General features: G+C 28.8%; 24 protein-coding genes. 4 read left to right on the plus strand and 20 right to left on the minus strand.

Annotation, left to right across the window (positions count from 1 at the left end; translation table 11 throughout):
* Positions 1–11: 11 nt before the first annotated feature.
* The gene (locus tag AACT_RS02680; protein ID WP_172124742.1) at positions 12–590 is read right to left on the minus strand and encodes a helix-turn-helix domain-containing protein; all 579 of its coding nucleotides are present in this window, start codon (positions 588–590) and stop codon (positions 12–14) included.
* A 166-nt stretch (positions 591–756) separates the two neighbouring features.
* Between AACT_RS02680 and AACT_RS02685 the strand changes: the two genes are divergently transcribed.
* Positions 757–1,347, plus strand: a complete 591-nt coding sequence (locus AACT_RS02685; RefSeq protein ID WP_272953569.1) for a LysE family translocator — start codon at positions 757–759, stop codon at positions 1,345–1,347.
* A 17-nt stretch (positions 1,348–1,364) separates the two neighbouring features.
* On the opposite strand, the gene AACT_RS02690 is transcribed toward AACT_RS02685, so the two are convergent.
* The 13 genes from AACT_RS02690 to napA form a co-directional block, all read right to left on the minus strand.
* Positions 1,365–1,979 carry a LysE family translocator gene (locus AACT_RS02690; RefSeq protein ID WP_172124744.1) on the minus strand — a complete coding sequence of 205 codons (615 nt, stop codon included), beginning with the start codon at positions 1,977–1,979 and terminating at the stop codon, positions 1,365–1,367.
* Between the two features lie 10 nt (positions 1,980–1,989).
* Positions 1,990–2,736, minus strand: a complete 747-nt coding sequence (locus tag AACT_RS02695) for an amino acid ABC transporter ATP-binding protein (protein ID WP_283241285.1) — start codon at positions 2,734–2,736, stop codon at positions 1,990–1,992.
* 15 nt (positions 2,737–2,751) lie between these two features.
* Positions 2,752–3,831 carry an amino acid ABC transporter permease gene (locus AACT_RS02700; protein ID WP_172124746.1) on the minus strand — a complete coding sequence of 360 codons (1,080 nt, stop codon included), beginning with the start codon at positions 3,829–3,831 and terminating at the stop codon, positions 2,752–2,754.
* A complete protein-coding gene (locus AACT_RS02705) occupies positions 3,831–5,015 on the minus strand; it encodes an amino acid ABC transporter permease (RefSeq protein WP_172124748.1) in 1,185 nt (394 codons plus the stop codon). The genes AACT_RS02700 and AACT_RS02705 overlap by 1 nt, the downstream gene beginning before the upstream one ends.
* Positions 5,016–5,096: 81 nt before the next feature.
* The gene (locus AACT_RS02710; protein ID WP_172124750.1) at positions 5,097–6,113 is read right to left on the minus strand and encodes an amino acid ABC transporter substrate-binding protein; all 1,017 of its coding nucleotides are present in this window, start codon (positions 6,111–6,113) and stop codon (positions 5,097–5,099) included.
* Between the two features lie 170 nt (positions 6,114–6,283).
* Positions 6,284–6,727: a PAS domain-containing protein gene (locus tag AACT_RS02715; RefSeq protein WP_172124752.1), complete on the minus strand. Its 444-nt coding sequence runs from the start codon at positions 6,725–6,727 to the stop codon at positions 6,284–6,286.
* Position 6,728: 1 nt separating this feature from the next.
* Positions 6,729–7,115, minus strand: a complete 387-nt coding sequence (locus AACT_RS02720; protein ID WP_172124754.1) for a chaperone NapD — start codon at positions 7,113–7,115, stop codon at positions 6,729–6,731.
* A 16-nt stretch (positions 7,116–7,131) separates the two neighbouring features.
* Complete coding sequence (locus tag AACT_RS02725) at positions 7,132–8,100, minus strand: WD40 repeat domain-containing protein (RefSeq protein ID WP_172124756.1); 969 nt, start codon at positions 8,098–8,100, stop codon at positions 7,132–7,134.
* Between the two features lie 12 nt (positions 8,101–8,112).
* Entirely contained in the window at positions 8,113–8,592 is a 480-nt protein-coding gene (locus AACT_RS02730) for a ferredoxin-type protein NapF (RefSeq protein ID WP_172124758.1), read from the minus strand.
* Positions 8,592–9,200 (minus strand): nitrate reductase cytochrome c-type subunit, encoded by a 609-nt coding sequence (locus AACT_RS02735; protein WP_172124760.1) that lies wholly within the window; start codon positions 9,198–9,200, stop codon positions 8,592–8,594. Before AACT_RS02735 ends, AACT_RS02730 begins: the two co-directional genes overlap by 1 nt.
* Entirely contained in the window at positions 9,187–10,008 is an 822-nt protein-coding gene (gene napH / locus AACT_RS02740; protein ID WP_172128499.1) for a quinol dehydrogenase ferredoxin subunit NapH, read from the minus strand. The genes AACT_RS02735 and napH overlap by 14 nt, the downstream gene beginning before the upstream one ends.
* An 8-nt stretch (positions 10,009–10,016) precedes the next feature.
* Positions 10,017–10,829 carry a ferredoxin-type protein NapG gene (gene napG, locus AACT_RS02745; RefSeq protein WP_172128501.1) on the minus strand — a complete coding sequence of 271 codons (813 nt, stop codon included), beginning with the start codon at positions 10,827–10,829 and terminating at the stop codon, positions 10,017–10,019.
* Positions 10,830–10,887: 58 nt separating this feature from the next.
* A complete protein-coding gene (gene napA, locus AACT_RS02750) occupies positions 10,888–13,698 on the minus strand; it encodes a nitrate reductase catalytic subunit NapA (protein WP_172124762.1) in 2,811 nt (936 codons plus the stop codon).
* 141 nt (positions 13,699–13,839) lie between these two features.
* Here napA and AACT_RS02755 point away from each other — a divergent pair, with 141 nt between their 5' ends.
* The gene (locus AACT_RS02755; protein WP_172124764.1) at positions 13,840–14,733 is read left to right on the plus strand and encodes a glycosyl transferase; all 894 of its coding nucleotides are present in this window, start codon (positions 13,840–13,842) and stop codon (positions 14,731–14,733) included.
* A 74-nt stretch (positions 14,734–14,807) separates the two neighbouring features.
* On the opposite strand, the gene AACT_RS02760 is transcribed toward AACT_RS02755, so the two are convergent.
* Both AACT_RS02760 and ahbA read right to left on the minus strand, forming a co-directional pair.
* Positions 14,808–15,191, minus strand: a complete 384-nt coding sequence (locus AACT_RS02760; protein WP_172124766.1) for a hypothetical protein — start codon at positions 15,189–15,191, stop codon at positions 14,808–14,810.
* A gap of 15 nt (positions 15,192–15,206) precedes the next feature.
* Complete coding sequence (gene ahbA / locus AACT_RS02765; protein ID WP_172124768.1) at positions 15,207–16,208, minus strand: siroheme decarboxylase subunit alpha; 1,002 nt, start codon at positions 16,206–16,208, stop codon at positions 15,207–15,209.
* Positions 16,209–16,356: 148 nt separating this feature from the next.
* Between ahbA and AACT_RS02770 the strand changes: the two genes are divergently transcribed.
* Together AACT_RS02770 and AACT_RS02775 are read left to right on the plus strand one after the other, a co-directional pair.
* The gene (locus tag AACT_RS02770; protein ID WP_172124770.1) at positions 16,357–16,731 is read left to right on the plus strand and encodes a hypothetical protein; all 375 of its coding nucleotides are present in this window, start codon (positions 16,357–16,359) and stop codon (positions 16,729–16,731) included.
* A 75-nt stretch (positions 16,732–16,806) separates the two neighbouring features.
* Positions 16,807–17,439, plus strand: a complete 633-nt coding sequence (locus AACT_RS02775; RefSeq protein ID WP_172124772.1) for a Crp/Fnr family transcriptional regulator — start codon at positions 16,807–16,809, stop codon at positions 17,437–17,439.
* 23 nt (positions 17,440–17,462) lie between these two features.
* Here AACT_RS02775 and AACT_RS02780 read toward each other — a convergent pair whose 3' ends face one another.
* The 4 genes from AACT_RS02780 to AACT_RS02795 all read right to left on the minus strand — a co-directional run bounded on the left by AACT_RS02780 (position 17,463) and on the right by AACT_RS02795 (position 22,957).
* Complete coding sequence (locus AACT_RS02780) at positions 17,463–19,916, minus strand: PAS domain S-box protein (RefSeq protein ID WP_172124774.1); 2,454 nt, start codon at positions 19,914–19,916, stop codon at positions 17,463–17,465.
* Between the two features lie 88 nt (positions 19,917–20,004).
* The gene (gene cobA, locus AACT_RS02785; RefSeq protein ID WP_172124776.1) at positions 20,005–20,736 is read right to left on the minus strand and encodes a uroporphyrinogen-III C-methyltransferase; all 732 of its coding nucleotides are present in this window, start codon (positions 20,734–20,736) and stop codon (positions 20,005–20,007) included.
* Positions 20,737–20,738: 2 nt separating this feature from the next.
* A complete protein-coding gene (locus tag AACT_RS02790) occupies positions 20,739–21,833 on the minus strand; it encodes a cytochrome D1 domain-containing protein (protein WP_172124778.1) in 1,095 nt (364 codons plus the stop codon).
* The gene (locus tag AACT_RS02795) at positions 21,830–22,957 is read right to left on the minus strand and encodes a radical SAM/SPASM domain-containing protein (RefSeq protein WP_172124780.1); all 1,128 of its coding nucleotides are present in this window, start codon (positions 22,955–22,957) and stop codon (positions 21,830–21,832) included. The genes AACT_RS02790 and AACT_RS02795 overlap by 4 nt, the downstream gene beginning before the upstream one ends.
* Between the last annotated feature and the right edge of the window lie 3 nt (positions 22,958–22,960).

Here is a 22,960-nt window from a genome sequence, read left to right on the forward strand (position 1 = left end):
AAATAAGTATTTTAGAAAGAAACAGGTGTTATAACTGATAAATATGAAGCTTTTTCATCTGTTTTATTTTCTATTTTATGGGGGATTTCTGGATTGAACCTAATACAATCACCTTCTTCTAAAATATATTTTTTATCTTTTAAAGTAATTGTGATTTCTCCTTTTAATACATAATCACATTCTTCTTTACCTTTAATGTGAGGAAGAATATCTTCTGTTATTCTATTAGCTTCTAAATTTACTAATACAAATTCAATATCTCCTTGTAAATCAGGAACTAATAATTCGCAATTATACAAAGGATCAGGAAAAGATATTTTTTTTCTTTTATCTTTTCTTACAATTAGCATAGATTCATCTGTAATCATCTCGTCTATATTATCTTCATTTGTAAATAGCTGAGATAATGTTGTATCTAAAACCTTTGCAATTTTTCTTAATGTTTCAACAGAACCTTGAGTTGAACCATTTTCTAATAAAGATAACATGCCATAAGATATACCTGCATTTTGGGCTAAATCTTTTGCATTCATATTTTTTAGTTTTCTTAATCTTTTTATTTTTTTACCAACATTAAGTTCTTCAAGCATAAATACACCTTTTTTTATACTATTTGTAAATATTATATCACAATTATAGCTGATGAAAAACTATAATAATTAGTTTTTTTTGTTTAATTGTTGTATACTCTTCTCTTAATTTTTTAAAGGATTTCAAATTTTAGATTATATTAACTTATCAATTTTAGCGATATTTATACCAACTTTCTTTTTTGTTTCAATAACTCCTGGAATGTGTATGACATTATCATTGAGCATGGGAATGAGTATAGGCTTAAAAAAAACTTTCTACATGATGTATGGTGAGCTTTTAGGAGTTGGTTTAGTTGCAACTTCTTCTGTTATTGGAGTAGCTACAATAATGCTTAAATATCCTACTATATTTATGATTTTAAAATATGGTGGAGGAGCTTATTTAATATATTTAGGTGTTTCAATGTGGTTATCACGTGGAAAAATGGCTTTGAATTTAGAAGGCTGCAATTTTAATGTATCAAAGAAGAATCTCGCAATGCAAGGATTTGTAACAGCAATTGCAAATCCAAAAGGTTGGGCATTTTTTATAGCATTATTACCACCATTTATTGATGCTAATTTAGCTTTTGCTCCACAGTTGTCGGTACTTATTTTATTGATACTTTCTTTGGAATTTACTTGTTTGATTATATATGCAAGTGGTGGAAGTACTTTGAGAAAATTATTGCAAAACTCATCAAATGTAAAACTATTAAATAAAATTGCTGGTTCTATGATGATAGGTATAGGAATCTGGTTAGCTTTAACCTAATTCCTACTTCTTAGGTTTTATGCCTTTATTATTAGAACTGCCCCTGCACTTATCATTACGCTTCCTGCTGCTATATTCATTTTTCTTTTTGAAGATTTACTTTTAAATAAATTTTTCGCGCTACTTGCACTATAGGCATATGCTAACATTACTCCACCCAGAACAATAGTAACAACTGTAGAAATAATAAAAATATCAATAGCCGTTAAAGTTTGAAGATTTATAAAAGTAGGTAGAAATCCTAAGTAAAATAGTATAACCTTTGGATTACTAAGTGTTATTATAAGTCCTGTTAAAAAGTTCTTTTTCCATGATAGTTCATAAATACCCTTTAAATTTGTCTCTTGTTCTTTAGAAGTTAATATTTTATATCCTAAAAATAAAAGATAAATTCCACCTAGATATTTAACTAAGATAAAAAAATCTCCAAGGATAGAGGCAATTGCGCTAAGACCAAAAATAGCTAATAATAAAAATATTATATCACCAATTACTATTCCAATTAATACAAAAGATGCATTTAAAAAGCCTGAAGATAAAGCCCTTGAGATTGTTGCAAATACCCCAGGGCCTGGAGTAATTGCTAATAAAAACATTGCTAAACTAAATGCAAAAATATTTAAAAGTGACATATTTTTTCTTTTAATGATCTAATATTTGTTCTAAAAATTGTTTTAATCTAGGAGATTGTGGGTTTCCGAAAAACTCTGCTGGAGTATTCTCTTCTACAATTTGACCTGCATCCATAAAAATTACTCTATCTGCTACTTTTTTTGCAAATCCCATTTCATGTGTTACACAAACCATCGTAATACCTTCATCAGCTAGTTCTGTCATTACATCTAGAACTTCACCAATCATTTCAGGGTCAAGTGCAGATGTTGGTTCATCAAATAGCATAATATCAGGATTAATACATAAACATCTTGCTATTGCCACCCTTTGTTGTTGTCCACCTGATAACTGATTTGGATATTTATCAGCTTGATCTGCAATTTTTACTCTTTCAAGATAATACATTGCAGTTTCAATCGCTTTTTTTCTTGGAATTTTTCCTACCCAAGTTGGAGCTAGGATTAAATTTTCTAAAATTGAAAGGTGTGGAAAAAGATTAAAATGCTGAAAAACCATACCAACATGAGTTCTAATTTCTCTAATTCTTTTTACATCTTCTGTCATTTCTAAACCAGAAACATATAATTCACCTTCTTGGAAAGGTTCTAGTCTGTTCATACATCTAATTGTTGTAGATTTTCCAGAACCAGAAGGTCCGCAAATAACAATCTTCTCACCTTTTTTTACTCTTAAGTTAACATCTTTTAGTACGTGGAAATCTCCATACCATTTATTAACGTTTGTCATCTCTATCATATAATCTAAATTTTTCATTATTATTCCTATTTTCTATTTGTGTTCTGTATTAAATCTTTTTTCTACTGACTGTGCATATTTAGACATACTAAAGCAAATTATCCAGTAAATAATAGTTACAAAAACATAACCCTCTGTTGCGAAACCTAACCAATTTGGATCTGTTGTTGTAAGGTTTACCATTGCTAAAACATCAAATAAACCAATAATCAATACCAATGTTGTATCTTTAAATAATGCAACAAATGATCCAACAATATTTGGAATGGAGATTTTAAGGGCTTGCGGTAAAATAACTAATCCCATGGCTTGCCAATATGAAAGTCCTATTGAATCACATGCTTCATATTGACCTTTTGGAATAGCTTGTAATCCACCTCTTATAACTTCAGCTATATATGCTGCTTGAAATAAAGTAACTCCTATTAAAGCTCTTAATAGTTTATCAAAAGTCATTCCTTCTGGAAAAAATAAAGGAAGGATAACTGATGCCATAAATAAAAGTGTAATTAAAGGAACACCTCTAATAAATTCAATATAAACAACACTGATTGTTTTTATAATTGGCATCTTAGATTGTCTTCCTAGAGCAAATAATATACCAATTGGAAATGATACTACGATTCCAACAGCAGCAACAACAACTGTAAGAAGTAATCCTCCCCAATTTGAAGTTGGAACTATTTCTAAACCAAATCCACCATAAAGTAATATAAACGATACGATAGGAAATAAAATAAGAATTACTGCTCTTGCTTTAACATGTTTGAATTTTTTAAAGGCAATTATAGATACTACAAAAAAAACAAAAATTAAATTTGGTCTCCAATATAATTCTTCTGGATAAAAACCATAAATAAACTGATTGAATTTTTCATAAATAAAAATCCATCTTGCTCCATCTTTTGTGATCTCTTCTTTTGTACCACTCCAAGTTGCATCAAAAACCATCCAATCTAACAAAGGAGGAAGAGTGTTATAGATTAACAATAGTGATAAAATAGTTAAAATTGAACTAGTCACTGATGGAAAAAGATTCTCTCTTATCCATTTTATAGGGCCTTTAGTATTTGAAGGAGCAGGTTTTGCTTCTAATTTTTTATAAATAGCCATTATCTCTCCTTAATTTGCATTTTTGCATTAATAATATTCATAACTATTGATATAGATATACTAATAGCTAAATAAACAGCCATTGTCATTAGAATAATTTCAATTGCTTGACCAACTTGATTTAATGCTGTTCCTGCAAATAGTGTTACAAGTTCTGGGTAACCAATTGCTGTTGCAAGTGATGAGTTTTTCATTAAGTTTAGATATTGGTTAATAACAGGAGGAATAATAACTCTTAAAGCTTGTGGTAATACAACTTTTTTCAAAATTACACTCTCTTTTAATCCAAGAGCACTTGCTGCTTCTTTTTGACCTTTTGGAACAGCTTCAATTCCAGCTCTAACAGCTTCAGCTATATAAGTAGCTGGATAAATACTAAGAGCAAAAGCTAGGGCTAAAAATTCAGGAGTTAAAGTCCACCCACCAACAAAGTTAAAACCTTTAAGTTCAGCATATTCAAGTGATGCAGGTGTACCATTTAAAAAATAAACTAATGTAGGACCAGCTATTAAAATAGCTAGAGAAACCCAAAATACGGGAAATTCTTCACCTGTGTCATCATGTCTTTTTTTAGCCCATTTAGTAAGATAGAAAATACCTGCTATGGCAATAAAAAAAGCAATAATAACAGAAATAAAACCACTTTCTAAGATAGGTCTTGGAATATATAGACCTCTGTTGTTTAAGAAAAATGCATCCAAATAAGATAAGGACTGTCTAGGTCCAGGTAGTGCGGCTAATACAACATTATACCAAAATAGTATTTGCAATAATATAGGGATATTTCTAAATGTTTCTACGTAAATTAAAGAAAGTTTAGAAATCATATAATTTTTTGATAATCTTCCAATACCAATTAATAATCCAATGATTGTAGCAAAGAATATACTAATTACTGATACTAAAAGTGTATTTAATATACCAATTATAAATACCCTATAATATGAATCTGATTCTGTATAAGAAATTAGTGATTGTATAATACCAAATCCTGCTTCACTATTTAGGAAACCAAATCCTGTATTAATCCCACGGTTTTCAATATTTGTAAACATATTATCTAAAATAAAATATGTGAATACAGCAATAACTAAAATAGCAATTACTTGATAAATTATGGCTCTATTGTCAGGATTGTTATAAAAAGCAACGGAGTCATGAGCTTTTTTTTTGTGTTCTTTCATTTTTTTGACCTTATTATAAAAAAGAGAGATTTTAATCTCTCTTTTTTAAATTAAATATTTGTACTAATTTAAAATATTTTGTTATCTAATTGGTGCACCGTATTGTAATCCACCATTTATCCATAGAGCATTTAATCCTCTTTCAATTCCAAGTGGTGAACCTTTACCAACATTTGCTTCAAATGATTCTCCATAGTTTCCAACTTGTTTGATAATGTTATATGCCCATTTTGGATCTAATCCCATATTTTTACCAATATCACCTGTTACACCTAATAATCTTTGGATATCTGGATTTGGACTTTTTAACATTTCATCAACATTTTTAGAATTTACACCTAACTCTTCAGCATTTAACATTGCAATTTGAGTCCATTTAACAATACTAAACCATTTATCATCACCTTGTCTAACTGCAGGGCCTAATGGCTCTTTAGAGATAATCTCTGGTAATACCATTGCTGAATTTGGGTCTTTTAAAGTTGTTTTTAATGCATATAATTGAGAAGCATCAGAAGTTAAAGCATCACATCTTCCACTTTCGAAAGCTTCGATTGTTTGAGCTGATGTATCATAAGTAATAGGTTTATATTCCATTTTATTAGCTTTGAAGTAATCAGTTAAGTTAAGTTCAGTTGTAGTTCCTGCTTGGATACAAAAAGTTGCTCCATTTAATTCTTTAGCTGATTTAACACCAAGTTTTTTTGATATTAAAAAACCTTGACCATCATAATAATTTACACCTGTAAAATTTAATCCTAAAGATGTATCTCTTGTAGCTGTCCAAGTTGTATTTCTTGATAATACGTCAATTTCACCACTTTGAAGTGCTGTAAATCTTTCTTTTGCATTTAAATGAGCATATTTAACTTTAGAAGCATCACCTAAAACAGCTGCTGCTACTGCTCTACAAACATCAACATCTATTCCTGTCCATACCCCAGCTGAATCAGGAGAAGCAAAACCTGGAAGTCCTGTATTTAATCCACAACTTAATTGACCGTTTTTAATAGTATTTTCCAGTGTATCTGCTGATGCCATAGTAGATGCAAGAGCAAGAGTTGCTACACTTAATGATATTGTCTTTAATAGTTTCATGTAATTTCCTTTTGTTAAATTAAAATCTAATAAAAGTATATATGGTAATCGTAACAATAGAATAGCAAAATTGATTATTTTTTAACCAATTTAAAAAAAAGTGTAATTTATTTGTAATTAATGTAAAACTTAAGTGGTATTATTTTAATTAGATTAAAATTTAATTTAATCTAATTATATGTTACTTTTCGAGTAGGTTCGTTTGAGTCTTTTTTTATCTTATCATATAATAATTGGTGCTTTACTTTATCTTGAAATGAAATTGGTGTTCTTATTGATTTATATTCAATTAAAACATCATTTTTAAACACACCTGATATTTCAGCATAAACCCAATAAAAGCCTTGGTCTTTTCTAATGTTTTTTACAACACCACTCCAAGAACCTTTTGTTTGAATATCATTCCAAAGTTGTTCAAATATAGATTTTGGCATATCAGGATGTCTTACAATATTGTGAGCTTTCCCAATAAGTTCATCTACTTCATATCCTGAGATTTCTGCAAATGTATCATTTGCATAAGTTATGATTCCTTTTAAATCTGTTCTTGAAACAATTAATTCCCCACTTGGTACAATTGTTTCGCATAAAAAGTTACCTGATGTATATTCCATGTTATCTTCCTGTATTATCAAATGTTTTTGCAAAACCTTCTAAATCTTTTTTCTTTAAATCACCATTATAAACAATATCTTCTGGTTTAATATCTTTTTCATTTAAAACTTTTGGCACTGCATCAGCATTTGCTAATACTTCTAAATGAGCACTTAGCTCTTCTTCACTATATGCCATTTGCATATCAGCACTCATTACATGAGGAATAGCTTCAATTACTTTTAGTTTTTTTAATTCTTCAGCAACTCCAGCACCTTCGATTGTAATTATGATTCTTCCTAATTCATCATGCATATGATAATCACATACATCACAGTTTTTTAAAGACTCAACAACTTCCTCTAGGTATTTTGGTAAAGTTTGTACAACTATGCTTGAAATATTCATTTATAATCCTTTTAATTTAATCAATTTTATAATAGTTTATTTGTTTATCATCACTTGTTACAATTATTTCATTTTCATTTAAAAATAAGATATTTGATAAAGTAGCTTTATTTTGTGTTAGCTTATATAAGTTTGCTTGACTTGATGTATCAAAAATAGTTACATTGTTTTCTTCATCACTAGCAACCGCTGCTAATTTTGTACTAGGACTTAGTGCTGCTGCATATACTAAAAATGAGTACTCTTTATAATAAGCATTCTTTGTATCAAGATTATAAACAGCTGCTCGTCTATCTTGTCCTGCTGTTAGTATTAAATTATCTTTAATATCTACTTGAAAAACATTATCTAAGTTTTGATATCTAAAAGTTTTAATAATATCGAAATTTTTTGAATCAAGCATATTTATTACTCCACTTTCATCACAAACTACTAATTTAGTTTTATCTTGTGTTAATTTAAAGTTTGAAAATTTTGATTGAGATACTTGAATTTCCTTTATGATTTTTTTATTTTTAATATCATAAAGATATATTTGATTTGAAAGTAAACCATAAATTATATGATTTTCATCCAAAAATTTAGCACGAGCTATAAATTGTCTTTGAGTATCTTTTATAATACTTTCAAATTTACCATCTTTGTAAATATCAAGATTTCTTCCACCTTTTTCACCTTGAGAAAGAATTAAAATATTATCATTTAATATATCAACACTATAGATTTTTGAATCAATAATATCTCCTAAAAAATCCTTTATTTTAGGCATTTTTATAGAATCAATTTTTTCTTGAGTTTTTATATCAAAGATATCTACACTCGAAGCTGCTGTTGATACATAAAGCTTGTCATTATTTAAAACTAAATCTATTACTCCTCCACTTGCTATTAGTGAACTACTAGGTGTTAAATCTTTTGCATTTATATTTGAAATAAATAAATTTAAAATAAAAAAAATATATAAAAAGTCTTTAAGTAATTTCATTTTTTTTCCTTTTTACGAAACTATTTTTATAGCATTTGTTGGACAGGTTTTTATACAAAATCCACAAGATGTACAGTTGTTGTTTATACTTGGTCTAAACATACCTAAAAAATCAATAGCATCATCAAAACATGGATCTTTACAAGAAAAACACATTGTTTGATTCCATGCTAAACATGATAGTACATCAATCTCTATTTTAGCATTTATATGTTTTTTATATTCTAATTTTAGAACCTCATTTGGACAAGCATTTGCACATTCATCACAATATGTACACCCACTTGAAGTAAAATCAAGTTTAGGAGTAAGATCTTCTTGTATTACAATAATATTTTCTTCGCAAGCTGTACTACATAACCCATCACAAGATATACAGTTTGAAAAGAAAATAGTTTCATCTTGAAAATATGGAGGTCTTAAAATTATCTCTTGCTTCTCTTTTTTAGAAAAAGATGAAGAAAGAGAACTAAAAAGTTCTCTTCGTTTCATTATTTTTTCTTTACTGTATCTAAATCGTCAGTTAAAACTTCATCCCAAGTTGAATGGTTTTTCCCATCTTCTCTTGTGTAGTTAGCTTCAAAAGTATTTTCAACAGCTAAATCTCCTGTACTTTGAGGAGCATGACAAGTCGTACAATTGTATCTTGCATTAGACATTGTATCTATTGGTTTTATTGAAGTTTCATTTTTCATATTATCAACTTCTTTTATAAAATTACCATCTTTAACTATATTTTTTGGTCTAAAATCAATATAGTGTGATTTTGGAATTGGAGTTGCTCCCATAGATTCAGCAACAGCTGGTTCATGACATCCCATACACGCATTATTATTAGGTGTAATTTCTAATAAACCTTCAACATCATGGGGAATCATAGGAGGTGCATTTTGATATGCTCTTTCTATTTTATATCCACTCATTGGCTGAGAAGTTCCATATTTTGTTTCAGCTGGAGCAGCTTTCTCTTCTGACATTAAGTCCACTTTTCTTAAACCAAGTGAATCTTCATCTATTTTTTTTGGCTCACTAGCAGCAAATAAAACTGTGGCAGTTATTGTTGCTATAAAAGTTAATATACCTAATTTACCTAACTTCATTTTGTTCTCCCTTTTTTAAGTTTTTTATTGAAAAATTAAGAGCATCATCATCACATACTTCCACACATCTTCCACAATTTGTACATTCTCCTGATAATACAGGAATAGAAGTTTTTGTAACCATATGTAAAACTTGGTTTTCAGGACAAACTTCTTTACATTTCATACAAGCTGTACAGTTAGGTGCATTATGATGAACTCTTATTAAACTAAATTTTCCCACTAGTGAATAAAATCCACCAAGAGGACATATATGACCACACCAGCCATTTTTTAAAACAAACAAATCAAAAAGAAAAATTATAAGTATCGCAGCCCATCCAAAACCTAAGCCAAAAATGATTCCTCTATGAACCATTGAAATAGGCGAGATTAGTTCAAAAGCTGCAACTCCCATAAAAAAAGAGATAATAAAACTAATCGCAATTACCCAATATCTTATATTTCTTGAAGCTGGTTGTTTTTTCTGAATTTGATTAAATCCAAATTTTCTTCGTAAATAGTTTGCTAAATCTGTAATCATATTTACAGGACAAACCCAAGAACAAAAAGCACGACCACCAACAATCATATAAAAAATTGTAATAAAAAAAGCTCCCAAAAGAATGTCAAATGATAAAGCAGCACCTGCAAATAGCATTTGCATAACTGCGTATGGATCACTTAAAGGAATAGTATTTAATACTAATGATGAACTTAAATTTCCCATTAAAAAATTTATTCCATAGACATTTGCAATAATATATAAAACCATTATAGAAATTTGTGTAATTCTTCTTGCGATTAAGAATCTATATTTTTTGTAAATATTACTTATCATTTTAATAAATCCTCCATATCACTACTACTATTCAAAGAATTAACAGCACTATCTTTACTAAGTTCTGTTTTAGTTGTTTTACTAGTTGCATGTTCTAATCTTTCTTCATCACCTTTATCCCAGCCTTTGATGTAATAATCTCCTGCTCTTCCAAGAGCAACTTCTCTTGGTAATACAAAAATAGCCGCTTTTTCAGTAACACAAGCTTTTTCACATAAACCACATCCTGTACAAACATCTGCATGTACAATAGGTTTTAAAAATGCGTGTTTACCTGTTCTTTCATTTTTTGTATATTCAACTGTTATAGCTTTTCCTAAAAGTGGACATGCTCTATAACATGCATCACATTGGATTCCCCAAAAAGCGATACAAGAATTATCATCAACAACTGCTACACCCATTTGGGCTTTGTTTATATCTAATTTTTTTTCTTTATTTTGTACAGATAAAATATCAAGTGCATCTGTAGGACAAACAGGAACACATGGAATATCTATACACATATAACAAGGAATATCTCTTGGCTCAAAAAATGGAGTTCCAAGAGGTTTGTTATCCCCTGGTTTTGCTAATTTTAATGTATCAAAAGGACATGCTTCTACACACAATCCACATTTAATACAAGTAGCTAAAAAATCATCTTCTTTTAGAGCACCAGGTGGTCGCAATATTAATGAACTAGCTTTTACTTCATCAACAAATGCACTCCATGTTAAACCACCAAGAACAGCTAAACCTGCTGCTCTTGCTATCGTTAGAAAGAATTTTCTTCTTTCATTTGTTGTTTGGTTTCCTGATGTACTCATCTTTTTCTCTTTTCTTTCTTGAGGATTAATATTGCTCAAAACAATATACCCTCCTTAATTAAGCTTGGTAAATTTTTACCGCACATTTTTTAAAGTCTGTTTGTCCAGATTGTGGACAAGTTGCATCTAAACAAACTTTATTAATAAATACTTTTTCATCGAACCAAGGTACAAATACTAAACCTCTTGAAGGTCTATTTCTTCCTCTTGTTTCAACTCTAGCTTTTACTTTTCCACGTCTAGATTCAACCCAACAAAGTGCACCTTGTTTTACACCATATGCTTTTGCGTCTTCAGGATGCATATAACATAGTGCTTCAGGTACTGCTCTATAAAGTTCAGGTACTCTCATAGTCATAGTTCCTGAATGCCAGTGCTCTAAAACTCTTCCTGTACATAACCAAACTGGATACTCTTCACTTGGCACTTCCGGTGGATCCATATATGGTCTTGCAAATATTTTTGCTTTGTTTTTTAAAGATTTTTTAGTTTTATCATTAATTCCTAATAAATCTCCTTGAGCTAATTCTTTTGCTAATGTTCCGTAGAATGCAAAATCACCATTTGGATTTGCTTTTTTAGCATAAGGGTCATATTTAGTATTAAATCTCCATTGAGTTTCTTTACCATCTACAACTGGCCATTTTAATCCTCTTACTCTATGGTAAGTGTCAAAATCAGCTAAATCGTGTCCATGACCTCTTCCAAAGTCAGCATACTCTTCAAATAAATATTTTTGAATAAAGAATCCATAACCATTAAATACTTTTCCATCAGATCCAATAACTTTTCTTGAATCTCCTGAACCCTCTGTATTATCATATCCAGCTTGAATTGGATCTTTTGGATCTAATTTATAAGATTTTGCTTTTTCATTTGCAAATAAGATTTCATACATAGTTGTATCTTCTTTATATCCCATTGCCTTTGCAGCTTCAATTACATCAGGTAGTTTTGTTTCACCTTTTGTACTTGCAAGTGATTGTTCACCCCATAAATCTTTTACTGTAAATCTTTTTGAAAGTTCAACCCATTGCCATGTATCAGACATTGCATCACCAACTGGTAATACTTGTTGTCTCCAATGTTGAGTTCTTCTTTCAGCATTTCCATAAGCTCCCCATTTTTCATAAATCATAGCAGATGGTAAAATTAAATCTGATACTTTTGCAGAAATTCCTGGATATCCATCTGAAGTTACAATGAAGTTATCCATTTCTCTTGCTGCTTTAATCCAATGTGTAGCACTTGCTGTATCTTGGTATGGATTACAAACATTTACCCATGCAAATTTGATATTCCCATCTTCAATATCTCTATGAATTTTCATAATATGTTGATGACCTTTTGGATTAATAGTTCCAGCAGGAACTTTCCAAGATTTTTCTGTTATTTCTCTATCTTTTGGATTAGCAACCATCATATCAGCTGGTAATCTATGACAGAATGTTCCAACTTCTCTTGCAGTTCCACAAGCAGATGGTTGACCTGTTAATGAGAAAGCGCCAGAACCTGGTTTAGCTTGTTTATTTAATAAGAAGTGAACGTTATATGATAAAGTATTTACCCATGTTCCTCTTGTGTGTTGATTCATTCCCATTGTCCAGAAAGAAACCACTTTTCTATTTTGTTCAATATATAAATCAGCTAAAGCTTGTAATTTTTTCTTAAATTCTTCAATATCTTCATCAGGGTTACCTTTTGATATTTTAGCAACATAATCAAGAGTATATGGCTCTAATGATTTTTTGTATTCTTCAAATGATATTTCCCAGTGCGCAAGACCTGTATTTTTGTTTACCATTTTATCACCAGCTTTATATCCATAAGGAGCTAGTGCTGGAGCTTCATTTTCAGAAACAATTTTTTCCATTTCTTTTGAAATAGTTTCCATTTCTTTTGCAGTATATTTACCATCTACGATTGATTTTTCATCAGATCTTCTCATTCCATAACCCAGATTTACTGGACTTGCTGCAAATATGATGTTTTCTTTAATAAAAGGCCAATCAATAGATTCAGGATGATTATAAACAATTTCTCTTGCAATATAATTCCATAATGCTAAGTCAGTATTTGGAGTAAAAATAATCTCAATATCAGCAATATCAGAAGTTCTATGTCTATATGTAGAAATATTTACAAGTTTAACTTTATCCGGATCTGATAATTTTCTATCAGTTACCCTAGACCATAAAATTGGGTGCATTTCTGCCATATTTGAACCCCATGTTACAACTGTATCAGTAAGTTCGATATCATCATAACAACCAGATGGCTCATCTATACCAAATGTTTGGTAGAATCCAACAACCGCAGATGCCATACAATGTCTAGCATTTGGATCAAAAGCGTTTGATCTAAATCCAGCTTTCATCATTTTTAAAGCTGCATATCCTTCCATAACTGTATATTGTCCAGATGCAAAAACTCCAACACCTTCAGGACCTTTTTCTTTTAATGCAATTTTAATATGTTTTTCCATCTCATCAAAAGCTCTTTGCCATGAAATAGGTGCAAAATCACCTTGTTTGTCAAATTCACCTTTTGCATTCATTCTTAATAATGGTTGTTTTAATCTATCTGCACCATACATTATTTTAGCATTAAAATAACCTTTAATACAGTTAAGACCTCTATTAACAGGAGCTGCTGGATCCCCTTTAACTGCTACTATTTTACCTTCTTTAGTAGCTAGCATAATCCCACAACCAGTACCACAGAAACGACAAGCTGCCTTGTCCCATCTCCATCCACCTTCAGCGGCTTGAGCTTGTGCTTGTAAATCAGCTGGTACAGTCATACCAATTGCTGCTGCTGCACTTGCTGCTGCTGAACTTTTTAGGAAGTCTCTTCTTGAAAGCGACATATTTTCTCCTTTTATGAAATATATAATTGTTTTAACATGGTAATTGTAACAAGTATAAATTACAAATTGGTTGACCCAAGTCAAGTAACTTAAGTTTAAATTAAGATAGAATTTGTCTTATTTAAAGATATGGAGAGTAAAATGGGGTTTCATAGTTATATCAGAGCAGTTGGCACAGGTCCTAAATCAAATAGAGAATTAACAAAAATAGAAACAATTGATGCAATTGAGTCGATTTTGAATCAAAATGTTCACTCTGAGCAAATTGCAGCTTTTTTATTAGGTTGGAGAGTTAAACTTGAAACAATAGAGGAATTAAAAACTACTTTTGAAGTTTGTGATAAATATATAAAAAGAGTAAAAATACCAAACTCTATAGAGTTAGGTTATCCATTTGATGGGAAAGCTGATAATCCTTATTTATTACCTTTGATTGCAAAATATCTAAAAAAATTCGATTTAAATTTAGTTGTTAGTGGAGATGAACTTCAACCTGCAAAAAAAGGTTTAACACTAAAAAATCTTTATGAAAATATTGATTTTGATGATAATATCTACTATTTTGATAGAGCTGATTATTTCAAAGAATTAAGTGCTTTAACAAAAATTAGAAATATTTTGGGTTTAAGAACAGCTTTTAATACAATTGAAAAACTGTTAAACCCAGGAACTTCAGACTATGCAGTAAATGCAGCTTTTCATAAGCCTTATGTATCTAAATATAATCATCTTTTTGGTGAAAACTACAAAAATCTAATAATTGTAAAAGGAAATGAAGGAACACCTGAAATCTTTTCAAAGTGTAAATATTGGCAAACAATTGATGGCAAAATAACAGAGTATACGATTGATCCTGAATATTTTGGAATAAACTACAAAAAATCAACAGATATTATCTCTTTTGAAGAGTCACTAAATATGACAAAAAATCCAAGCGATGATTTAGAAAGATTAGCAAAATTAAATGCTGCAATGTTTTTAATCGCAGCTCAGAAGGCTGATGATATTAAAACAGCTTTTGAGATGATTGAATAATATATTTTAATTTAAAGAATTGGAAAAATCTAAGTTGTCGTAAATATTACGACAACTTAAATAAGGTAAAATTATTAATTTAATTCAACCGGAACATATTTTATACATCTCGCAGTAAAAAATTCTCTATTATAATTTGGAGAAGATAACATATGGTTTTCAAGTGTCCATTCGTTTGATTTTTCAATCGTTACACTTTGTGAAACTTTTCTTACAGCTCTGTTTTCACATATAATTTTCCCATTGTTATTGAAAGTATTTTCAACTTCATAAATACGGCTTGTTGTTACAAAATAGTGCATTCCAATAAAAATTCCAAGTATAATAAATACTATTGGTATTGATTTTTTCCAAGTGCCATCTTTTACAAAACTTCTTGAACTAACTATTATTGTAATAGCTAATATGAAAAGGGCAATTCCTAAATAACCAGCTTCAAGTTTTAAAAATAATTCCATGATATTAATTCCTTTTTAATTTAGATATTTTTCTTCCCAATCTTTAAATTCATCACAAAAATATTTAATTCTTACTTTTTTAAATTCTCTCGATGAATAAAGTGGCATATTTGATTTATATTCAATTTCATTTGCGATGTTATTGATTACTTCTTGGGTGTCTTCTTTTGTTTTCCCATGTATCATTGTAAATAAATTATAGTTCCACGTTGGATATTTAGGTCTTAAATAGCAGTGAGAAACAGCAGAAAAAGAAGCAGCGATTTTTCCTATTTCTTCACCTTTACTTCCTTCTTCAATATCCCAAGCAACCATAGCATTTGCACCAAAACCTGCATGTCTATGATTTAAAATAGAAGCAAATCTTCTCATAACACCTGTTTCTTGAAACTCTTCTAATACTGAAAAAAACTCATCATAAGAGATATTTAGTTTTTCAACTATTTCTTTAAAAGGCTCTTGTGTTATTTCTATATCGTTTTGAGCTTCTTTAATTATATTGTAATGATAATCATTAAGTTCCATACCTTTAAAATCAGTACGAGCAACTTTCTCTTTTTTTTCAGCTTGATTTGTAGTATCAAGTTTTACTGATATTTTAAAAAGTTTTAAGGTAGGTAAAATAATATAATCTTTTGCTTTTGTTAGTTTTGCTAAAGTAGCAATTGTGTCTTCTAAGGTAGATTTAGAATTTGGAGCAATTGCTAGAGTAAACCAAATATTATAAGTATGATTTCTTTCATAATTATGTGAAATTCCAGGATGAGAATTTAGTATAATTACTGCATCATCAATATCTTCTGCTGCTATTTCAAAAGCCACTAGAGATGAGGTATATCCTAGTTTTTTTGTATCAAATATTGCTGATGTTTGTCTTATGATTTTATTTTCTTTTTCTTTTTGTAAGATTTTTAATACTTCATCTTCACTTATATTTAACTCTTTTGCAATTTGTTCAAAAGGTCTTTTCACAAGAGGGAAGCTTTTTTGTATTCTATATAGTATCTCATCTTTCATATTTTTCTCCAAGAGCAAATTTTCAAAAAGTATAACAACTAAATTTTTTTTATGCCTTGACATGAAACAACTTATTTACTTGATATGAATTAAGAGTTTTATTTTTTAATTTAAATATAATTGTTTTTAATATATTGAAGGAAAAACCATGAGAAAAAAATTATTAGTACTTGCTTTTTTTGTAATATTTATGTTTTTAGGAATTATGGCTTTAAAAGATTCCATGCCAGAACCTAAAAATGAAAGAGTTTATACAATCTTACAAAAACACATGCCTTATACCTTAGAAAAAAGAGTAGGGGGATATTCAATCGTTAGTAATGAAACGGGTGTAAAAGAAAAACCACCTGCAAAAGATTTATTTCTAAGACTTGAACAACTTGAACAACAATGGGGAAAAGAGTTTTTGAAATTAGAAAATAACACTTTGATTATATTGGACAAAGATAAAAATAAAGTGGATAAAATAGATTTAAAAACTAATGAAGAGATAAATTGGGTAAAAGAGTATTTTAGCTTTTGATGCTTCACTTAACACGAGTCAAGAAATTAGAAATTTATTTTAATTATAATCAAAAATAGAAAACTAGGAGTTTAGATGAAAAACAAATTAAAAGAGATGTATTTATTTAAGGACTTATGCGATGAAACCTTAAATAGAATAAATGAATTTACTACATTTTTAAAATTGTCAAAAGATAATATCTTATTTTATGAAGGAGAAGAATCAGAATATCTTTATTTATTAACAAAAGGTATTGTAAAACTTTATAAAACTTCATCAAATGATAAAGAAATAATTCTAAAATATTTTCATGCAAACGAATTAATAGCAGAAGTTGCAAATTTTGAACATATTCCTTATCCTGCAACTGCTCAATCTTTTACGGATACAGAAGTTTTACGAATAAATTTTGCAAGTTTAAAAGATATAATCTATTCAGACCCTAAATTGTCTTTTTTAATCCAAACCTCACTTATAAAAAAAATAAGAAATCTTGAAAATCTTGTATCTTTGCATGTAGTCCTAGACTCAAAAGAGCGAATAGCGAAATATTTATGTGACCATACAGAAGAGTTTTTTAATACAAAAAATATAATTGTTGCAGAAATTCTAAATATTTCCCCCGAAACATTATCAAGAATGCTAAGAGTATTTAAAAATGATGGCTTAATAGATAATAAAAATAAAACAGTTGACAAAGAAAGATTAAGCGCTCTTTTTTTATAAAAGAGTTCTTATGTCTGTATATATTACAAAGTATAGGGGATTATTATACAAAATTCTGCCCCTTTATACTCTTTTTTTAAATAAGTATATTTTACATTTTGAACAGTAATTTCTGATTTTAGATGTTTAGTAATTATTTGATTACTCATATATAAACCAATTCCTGTACCTTGCTCTTTATGTTTTGTTGTAAAGTAAGGTTCAAATATTTTATCGATGTATTCTTCATTTACGCCATTTGCATTATCTTTTATTTTTATAATATAAAAATCTTTTTCTTTTTTTAAAGAAATAAAAACATACTTATCCAAAGATTTATTTTCAAGTTTATTTAGAGCATCTTTTGCATTATTTAAAATATTTATTATTGCTTGGATAAAAATATTTTCATTGTAAAGTAAAGAGGTATCTTCATCTAAATTTTGAATTATTTTTATATTTGAACTTTTGTAAGCATCTTTTACTAAAGAAAAAGCTTTTTTTAAACTATCTTTTAAATTTATTTTATTCTTTATATAATCATTAGAGGAAAAGAAATCTCTAAAATCATCAATAGTTGAAGATAAATATTGAGTATGATTGTTTATTTTTTCCATATTATCAATAAATTCTTTATCATCTAGTATATTTAATTCTTTTTTTAATTTTGCACCAGTTGCAATAGTTGAAATTATAGATAAAGGCTGTCTCCATTGATGGGCAATATTTCCTAACATTTCTCCAAGTGATGCAATTTTTGATTGATGATATAGTAGTTCTTGATTATGTATTTGATCTGAAATATCTGTTAGATTACCTATAAAATGAGTTATCTCTCCTTGGTCATTTTTTTGAATGGCAGTGTAATCAAGAACCCATTTTAATTGTTTGTTTTTTGTAATTATTCTATATGGTTCATGTTTAAAATAGCTTTTATTCTCTTTTATTGCTGTTTCAACTTCATATAAAACTCTTGGAATATCATCTTTATAAATATAATCAATAAAGGGAATATTTGCTGTGATAAATTCGTTTCTTGAATAATCAAAAAGTTTTTCTATACTTAATGAAACATATTCAATTGGCCAGTCTTTCCCATTTTTCCATTTAAATAAGGTAGAATCTCCCTTATCAAAAAGAGATAATAGAACTTGTTGTGATTTTGTTAATGATAATGTTAGTTCATTTAATTTCTTTAACTCTTCTTCTTTTTTTTCTCTTAGTGTTATATCATGTCCAATCCCAAGTATTCCTATTATTTCACCATCAAGATTTTCCATTGAAATTTTTGCTGTGTCAAAAATAAATTTTTTATTAGTTGTTTTATCACTTATTGACTCTTCTGTTCTAACAATTTTTTTTGTTTCCATGGCAATTTTATCGTTTATAATAAATTGATCTGCTGTTTCTTTATCTACAAAATCATAATCTGTTTTCCCAATAATTTCAGATTCTTTTTTATTAACAAATTTTTCAAATTCAGAATTACATCTTAAATAGATTCCATTTTTATCTTTTAACCAAACTATATCAGGTATTGTATTTAGAATGTTTTCTAATAAGAGAGTTTTTTCTTCTAATTCTTTTGTATTTTTTTGAATAATTTCTGAGTATCTATTTTTCTCGATGGCTTTTGCCACAACATTAGCATAGGTTTCAATTAAATTTAACATAAATGTATTAGGTGCTTTGACTACATTATTATAAATAGCGAAGGTTCCTAGTACTTCATTTTGTGAAGAAATAATTGGTTGAGACCAACAAGCATGTAAATTTGCTTTTTGAGTCAAATCTAAATAATCTTGCCAGTTTTCATGTGTATTTATATTTTCTACAATTACTCTTTCTTTTTTGTAAGCTGCACTTGCACAAGACCCAATTTTCTCACCAATTTTTAAACCATTAACAGCATCATTATAAAATTTTGGTAAAGAAGGAGCAGAGCCTGTAAGTAAGTGTTGTTTTGTTTCATCTAAAAGTAAAATAGAACAAGTTATTTCAGGATTTCTTTTTTCAACTAGATTTACAATTTTATCTAATACTTTTTGTAATGAGTTTTCAATAGCTATATATTCTAATAAATTTTTGTTATCATTATAGATAATTTCATATTGCTTTTTTTCTGTAATATCTTCAATAATACCCCAAACAACTTTTTTATTATTGCTATCTGTAAAAGAAAATCCACTAATTATTATAGGATATCTTGTCCCATCTTTTTTAATATATTCTTTTTCATTTGGACCAAATTTCCCTGTGCTTTCTAAATCTTTTATTTGTTGTTTCTCTTGTTCTTCATATTCATTTGGAGTAATATCGTAAAAACTAAGTGAGAGGAATTCTTCTTTTGAGTAGTTTAATGAGTTTAATAGTGATTGATTAACTTCAAGAAATTTACCTGTTTTATGCTCTATCATGGCCATTCCTAAAGGAGATAGCTCAAAAAGTATTCTAAATTTCTCGTCTGAAGGTTCTATTTTTGGTATATTTTCAATCACTATTTCTTATCCTTTACAAAATATAAATATTATTACATATTCTACTACGATATGCATAAAAGTCATATCTTATAAGGATATTTGAGTGTTATTTAAACCACTTAACTTTATCTCTTAATGTCACAACTTCCCCTACAACTATAATAGCAGGTGTTGGCATATCTTTTGAAAGTTCAACGATAGTTTCTAAAGTTCCTACAACAACTTCTTGCTCAGGAGTACTTCCTTTTGAAATTACAGCACATGGATAATCTCTTCTTTTCCCTAAGTTCATTAGTTTTCTAGTTATAAGTTTGATATTATGGAATCCCATTAAAAATACTATTGTCTCATCGTTTAAAAAAGTTTGCCATTCTATTTGAGAGATTTTCTTTTTTGGTGTTTCATGTCCAGTTACTACTCTAAATGAAGTTGTAATCCCCCTATGAGTCACTGGAATTCCTGCATATGCAGGTACTGATATAGCAGAGCTAATCCCTGGAATTATTTCAAATTTAATATCTCTATCATAAAGATAAATAGCTTCTTCTCCACCTCGTCCAAAGACAAAAGGATCACCACCTTTTAGTCTTACTACATTTTCGTACTTTAGTGCTGCTTGGTAAATGATTTCATTTATTTCATCTTGAGGAACTGAGTGTTTACCATCTTGTTTCCCCACATAAATCATTTCACAATTTTCTTTTGCCATATTTAAAATATCTGGATTTGCTAATCTATCATATATTAATACATCAGCTTCTTTTACAACTCGTGCTGCTTTTAGCGTCATTAATTCAATATCTCCAGGACCAGCTCCTGTTAAATATACTTTTGCCATAATTACTTTCCATCCTCATATAAAAATATTCCTGAAGGTTTTTTAACATTAAATATTTCTCTATTTAAAAACCATTCTTCTGTGTGTATAACTGCTATTTTGTTAGTATCATTTACAGAAACATAAAGCTGAGGTGAAGTCTCAGACCATCTTACATGTAAAACTTTTCCATCAAAATTAAATGTATGTATAATTTCTAAAGTTTGTGTATCAACAATTTGAATTGTTGGAAAGTCTTTTCCAGAGTAAGTAACTGCTAAATATTTTTTATCAGGACTTAAACTTGTAAATACTGGAAGACCTTGAGTTTGTATGTTTTTTACAAATTTAAAATCATTATCATAAACTAAAACTTTATTGTCTCCAACTGCGGGAACAAATATTTTATCTCCACCAATTGACCAAAATCCGAAATGTGGAACTTTTAAAACCATTTGTCTATTTTCATCTAAGAAAACATCAACTTTTTTGTATTCCATTTTTTCTAAATCAACAACTCCGAAGAATTTTGAAGTAAAAAATCCAACTATATATTTCTCATCTTTTATCATTGCATCAAAAGGAAGTTCACCTACATCTTTAAATTCTTTATGTAATTTAAAGTTTGGATTGCCTTTTCCTGCGTTCATATCTTTGAAAACAGAGATTATATCATTATCCATCTGTGAAAATATAAGGTAGTCTGTATATATTTTAATCCCTACGTTTTTTGAGTTAGTTTCTATTTTATCTATTGGTTTTAAATCTCTATCTAATATATCTACACTTTTATCATCATAATTTGCAACTGCAACATAATTTGCTCCAATTACAAAACCAATTGCTGATTTTGAAGTTTTGTATTCTGCTAATATTTTTTCAGAAATAGGATCAAATTTTACAACATAACCATCCCTTGAAATAACATATCCATCTTTTCCATCAAACTTCACAACACCATGGTTCATATTGTGCATACCTTCTATATTGGTTCTTTTTAAACCGTCATAAATAGTAGCTAATGATTCACTTTCTCTCTCCACAACAAAAAACTTCTCTTTAGCCCAAGCAGAACTCATTGCAATTGATGCAATTAATAATATATTTAATAGTTTCATTTTTCTCTCCTAATTTCTTCGTTTGTTAAATAACATGATGGATCTTCTTCCCATAAATCACCACTAATTGCAAAGGCACGTGAGCGTGAGCCACCATTGCAAATTTCTATATATTTACATTGGGCACATTTTCCTTTAATTTGTCGTGGATGTTCTCTTAATTTATTTAAAATATCATTTTTAGTAGAAGTCCAAACTTCATCAAAAGGTGTTTGTAAATAGTTTCCAACAATAAAAGGAAAAAATGGGTCAGGTTTTACATTTCCAGCCCAATCCATATTTCCAAGTCTATAACCAGCTGAATTTCCACCCCAAGCTTTTAGTTTTTTCTCTAAAGTTTCTACAAATTCTGGATACTCTTTTTTAAATCTATTTAGAAGCATGATTGCATCCATTTCCATATTTCCAGTTACCAAATCAATGTTATTGCCATTTTTATAATATTCAAAAGCTTTATCAATGATAAATTCAACATACTGCTTTCTTTGCTCTTTTGAAATATCTATTTCTAGGTTATCTTTTCCTCGACCTGAATAAACAAGGTGAGAAATGTAAAGTTTATCAACATTTAACTCTTCACATAAATCAAACATGGCATAAAAACTATCTTGTGTTTCTTTTGTGATTGTAAATCTAATTCCAGCATTTCCACCATGAGCTTGAATTAGTTTAATGGCTTCAATTGATTTTTTATAAGCACCTTTTTGACCTCTAAATTGATCATGTACTTCCTCAATTCCGTCGATTGAAATTCCAATATAATTAAAAGTGCTTATTATTTGATCTACGTTTTTAGGACTTACATAAATTCCATTTGTAGATAAATATGTCATGATATTATGTTCTTTCATAACCCTTGCAATATCAAAAATATCTTTTCTTAAAAGTGGTTCACCCCCTGAAAATATTACAAAATTAACTCCGCCTGCTTTTAATTTTGAAATAGTTTGTTCAATTTCTTCAAAAGTTAAAGTATCTTTTTCATTTGCATCAGCTTTGCTATAACAATGGTGACAAAGAAGATTACATCTATTTGTAAAATTCCAAATCATTATTGAACCATTTAATGTTCTTGATTTTTGATCTTCAAGAGTTGTTTTAATTAAGTTTGATAATCGAAACATTTC

Origin of the sequence: Arcobacter acticola, assembly GCF_013177675.1 — a bacterium.
Classification (GTDB): domain Bacteria; phylum Campylobacterota; class Campylobacteria; order Campylobacterales; family Arcobacteraceae; genus Aliarcobacter; species Aliarcobacter acticola.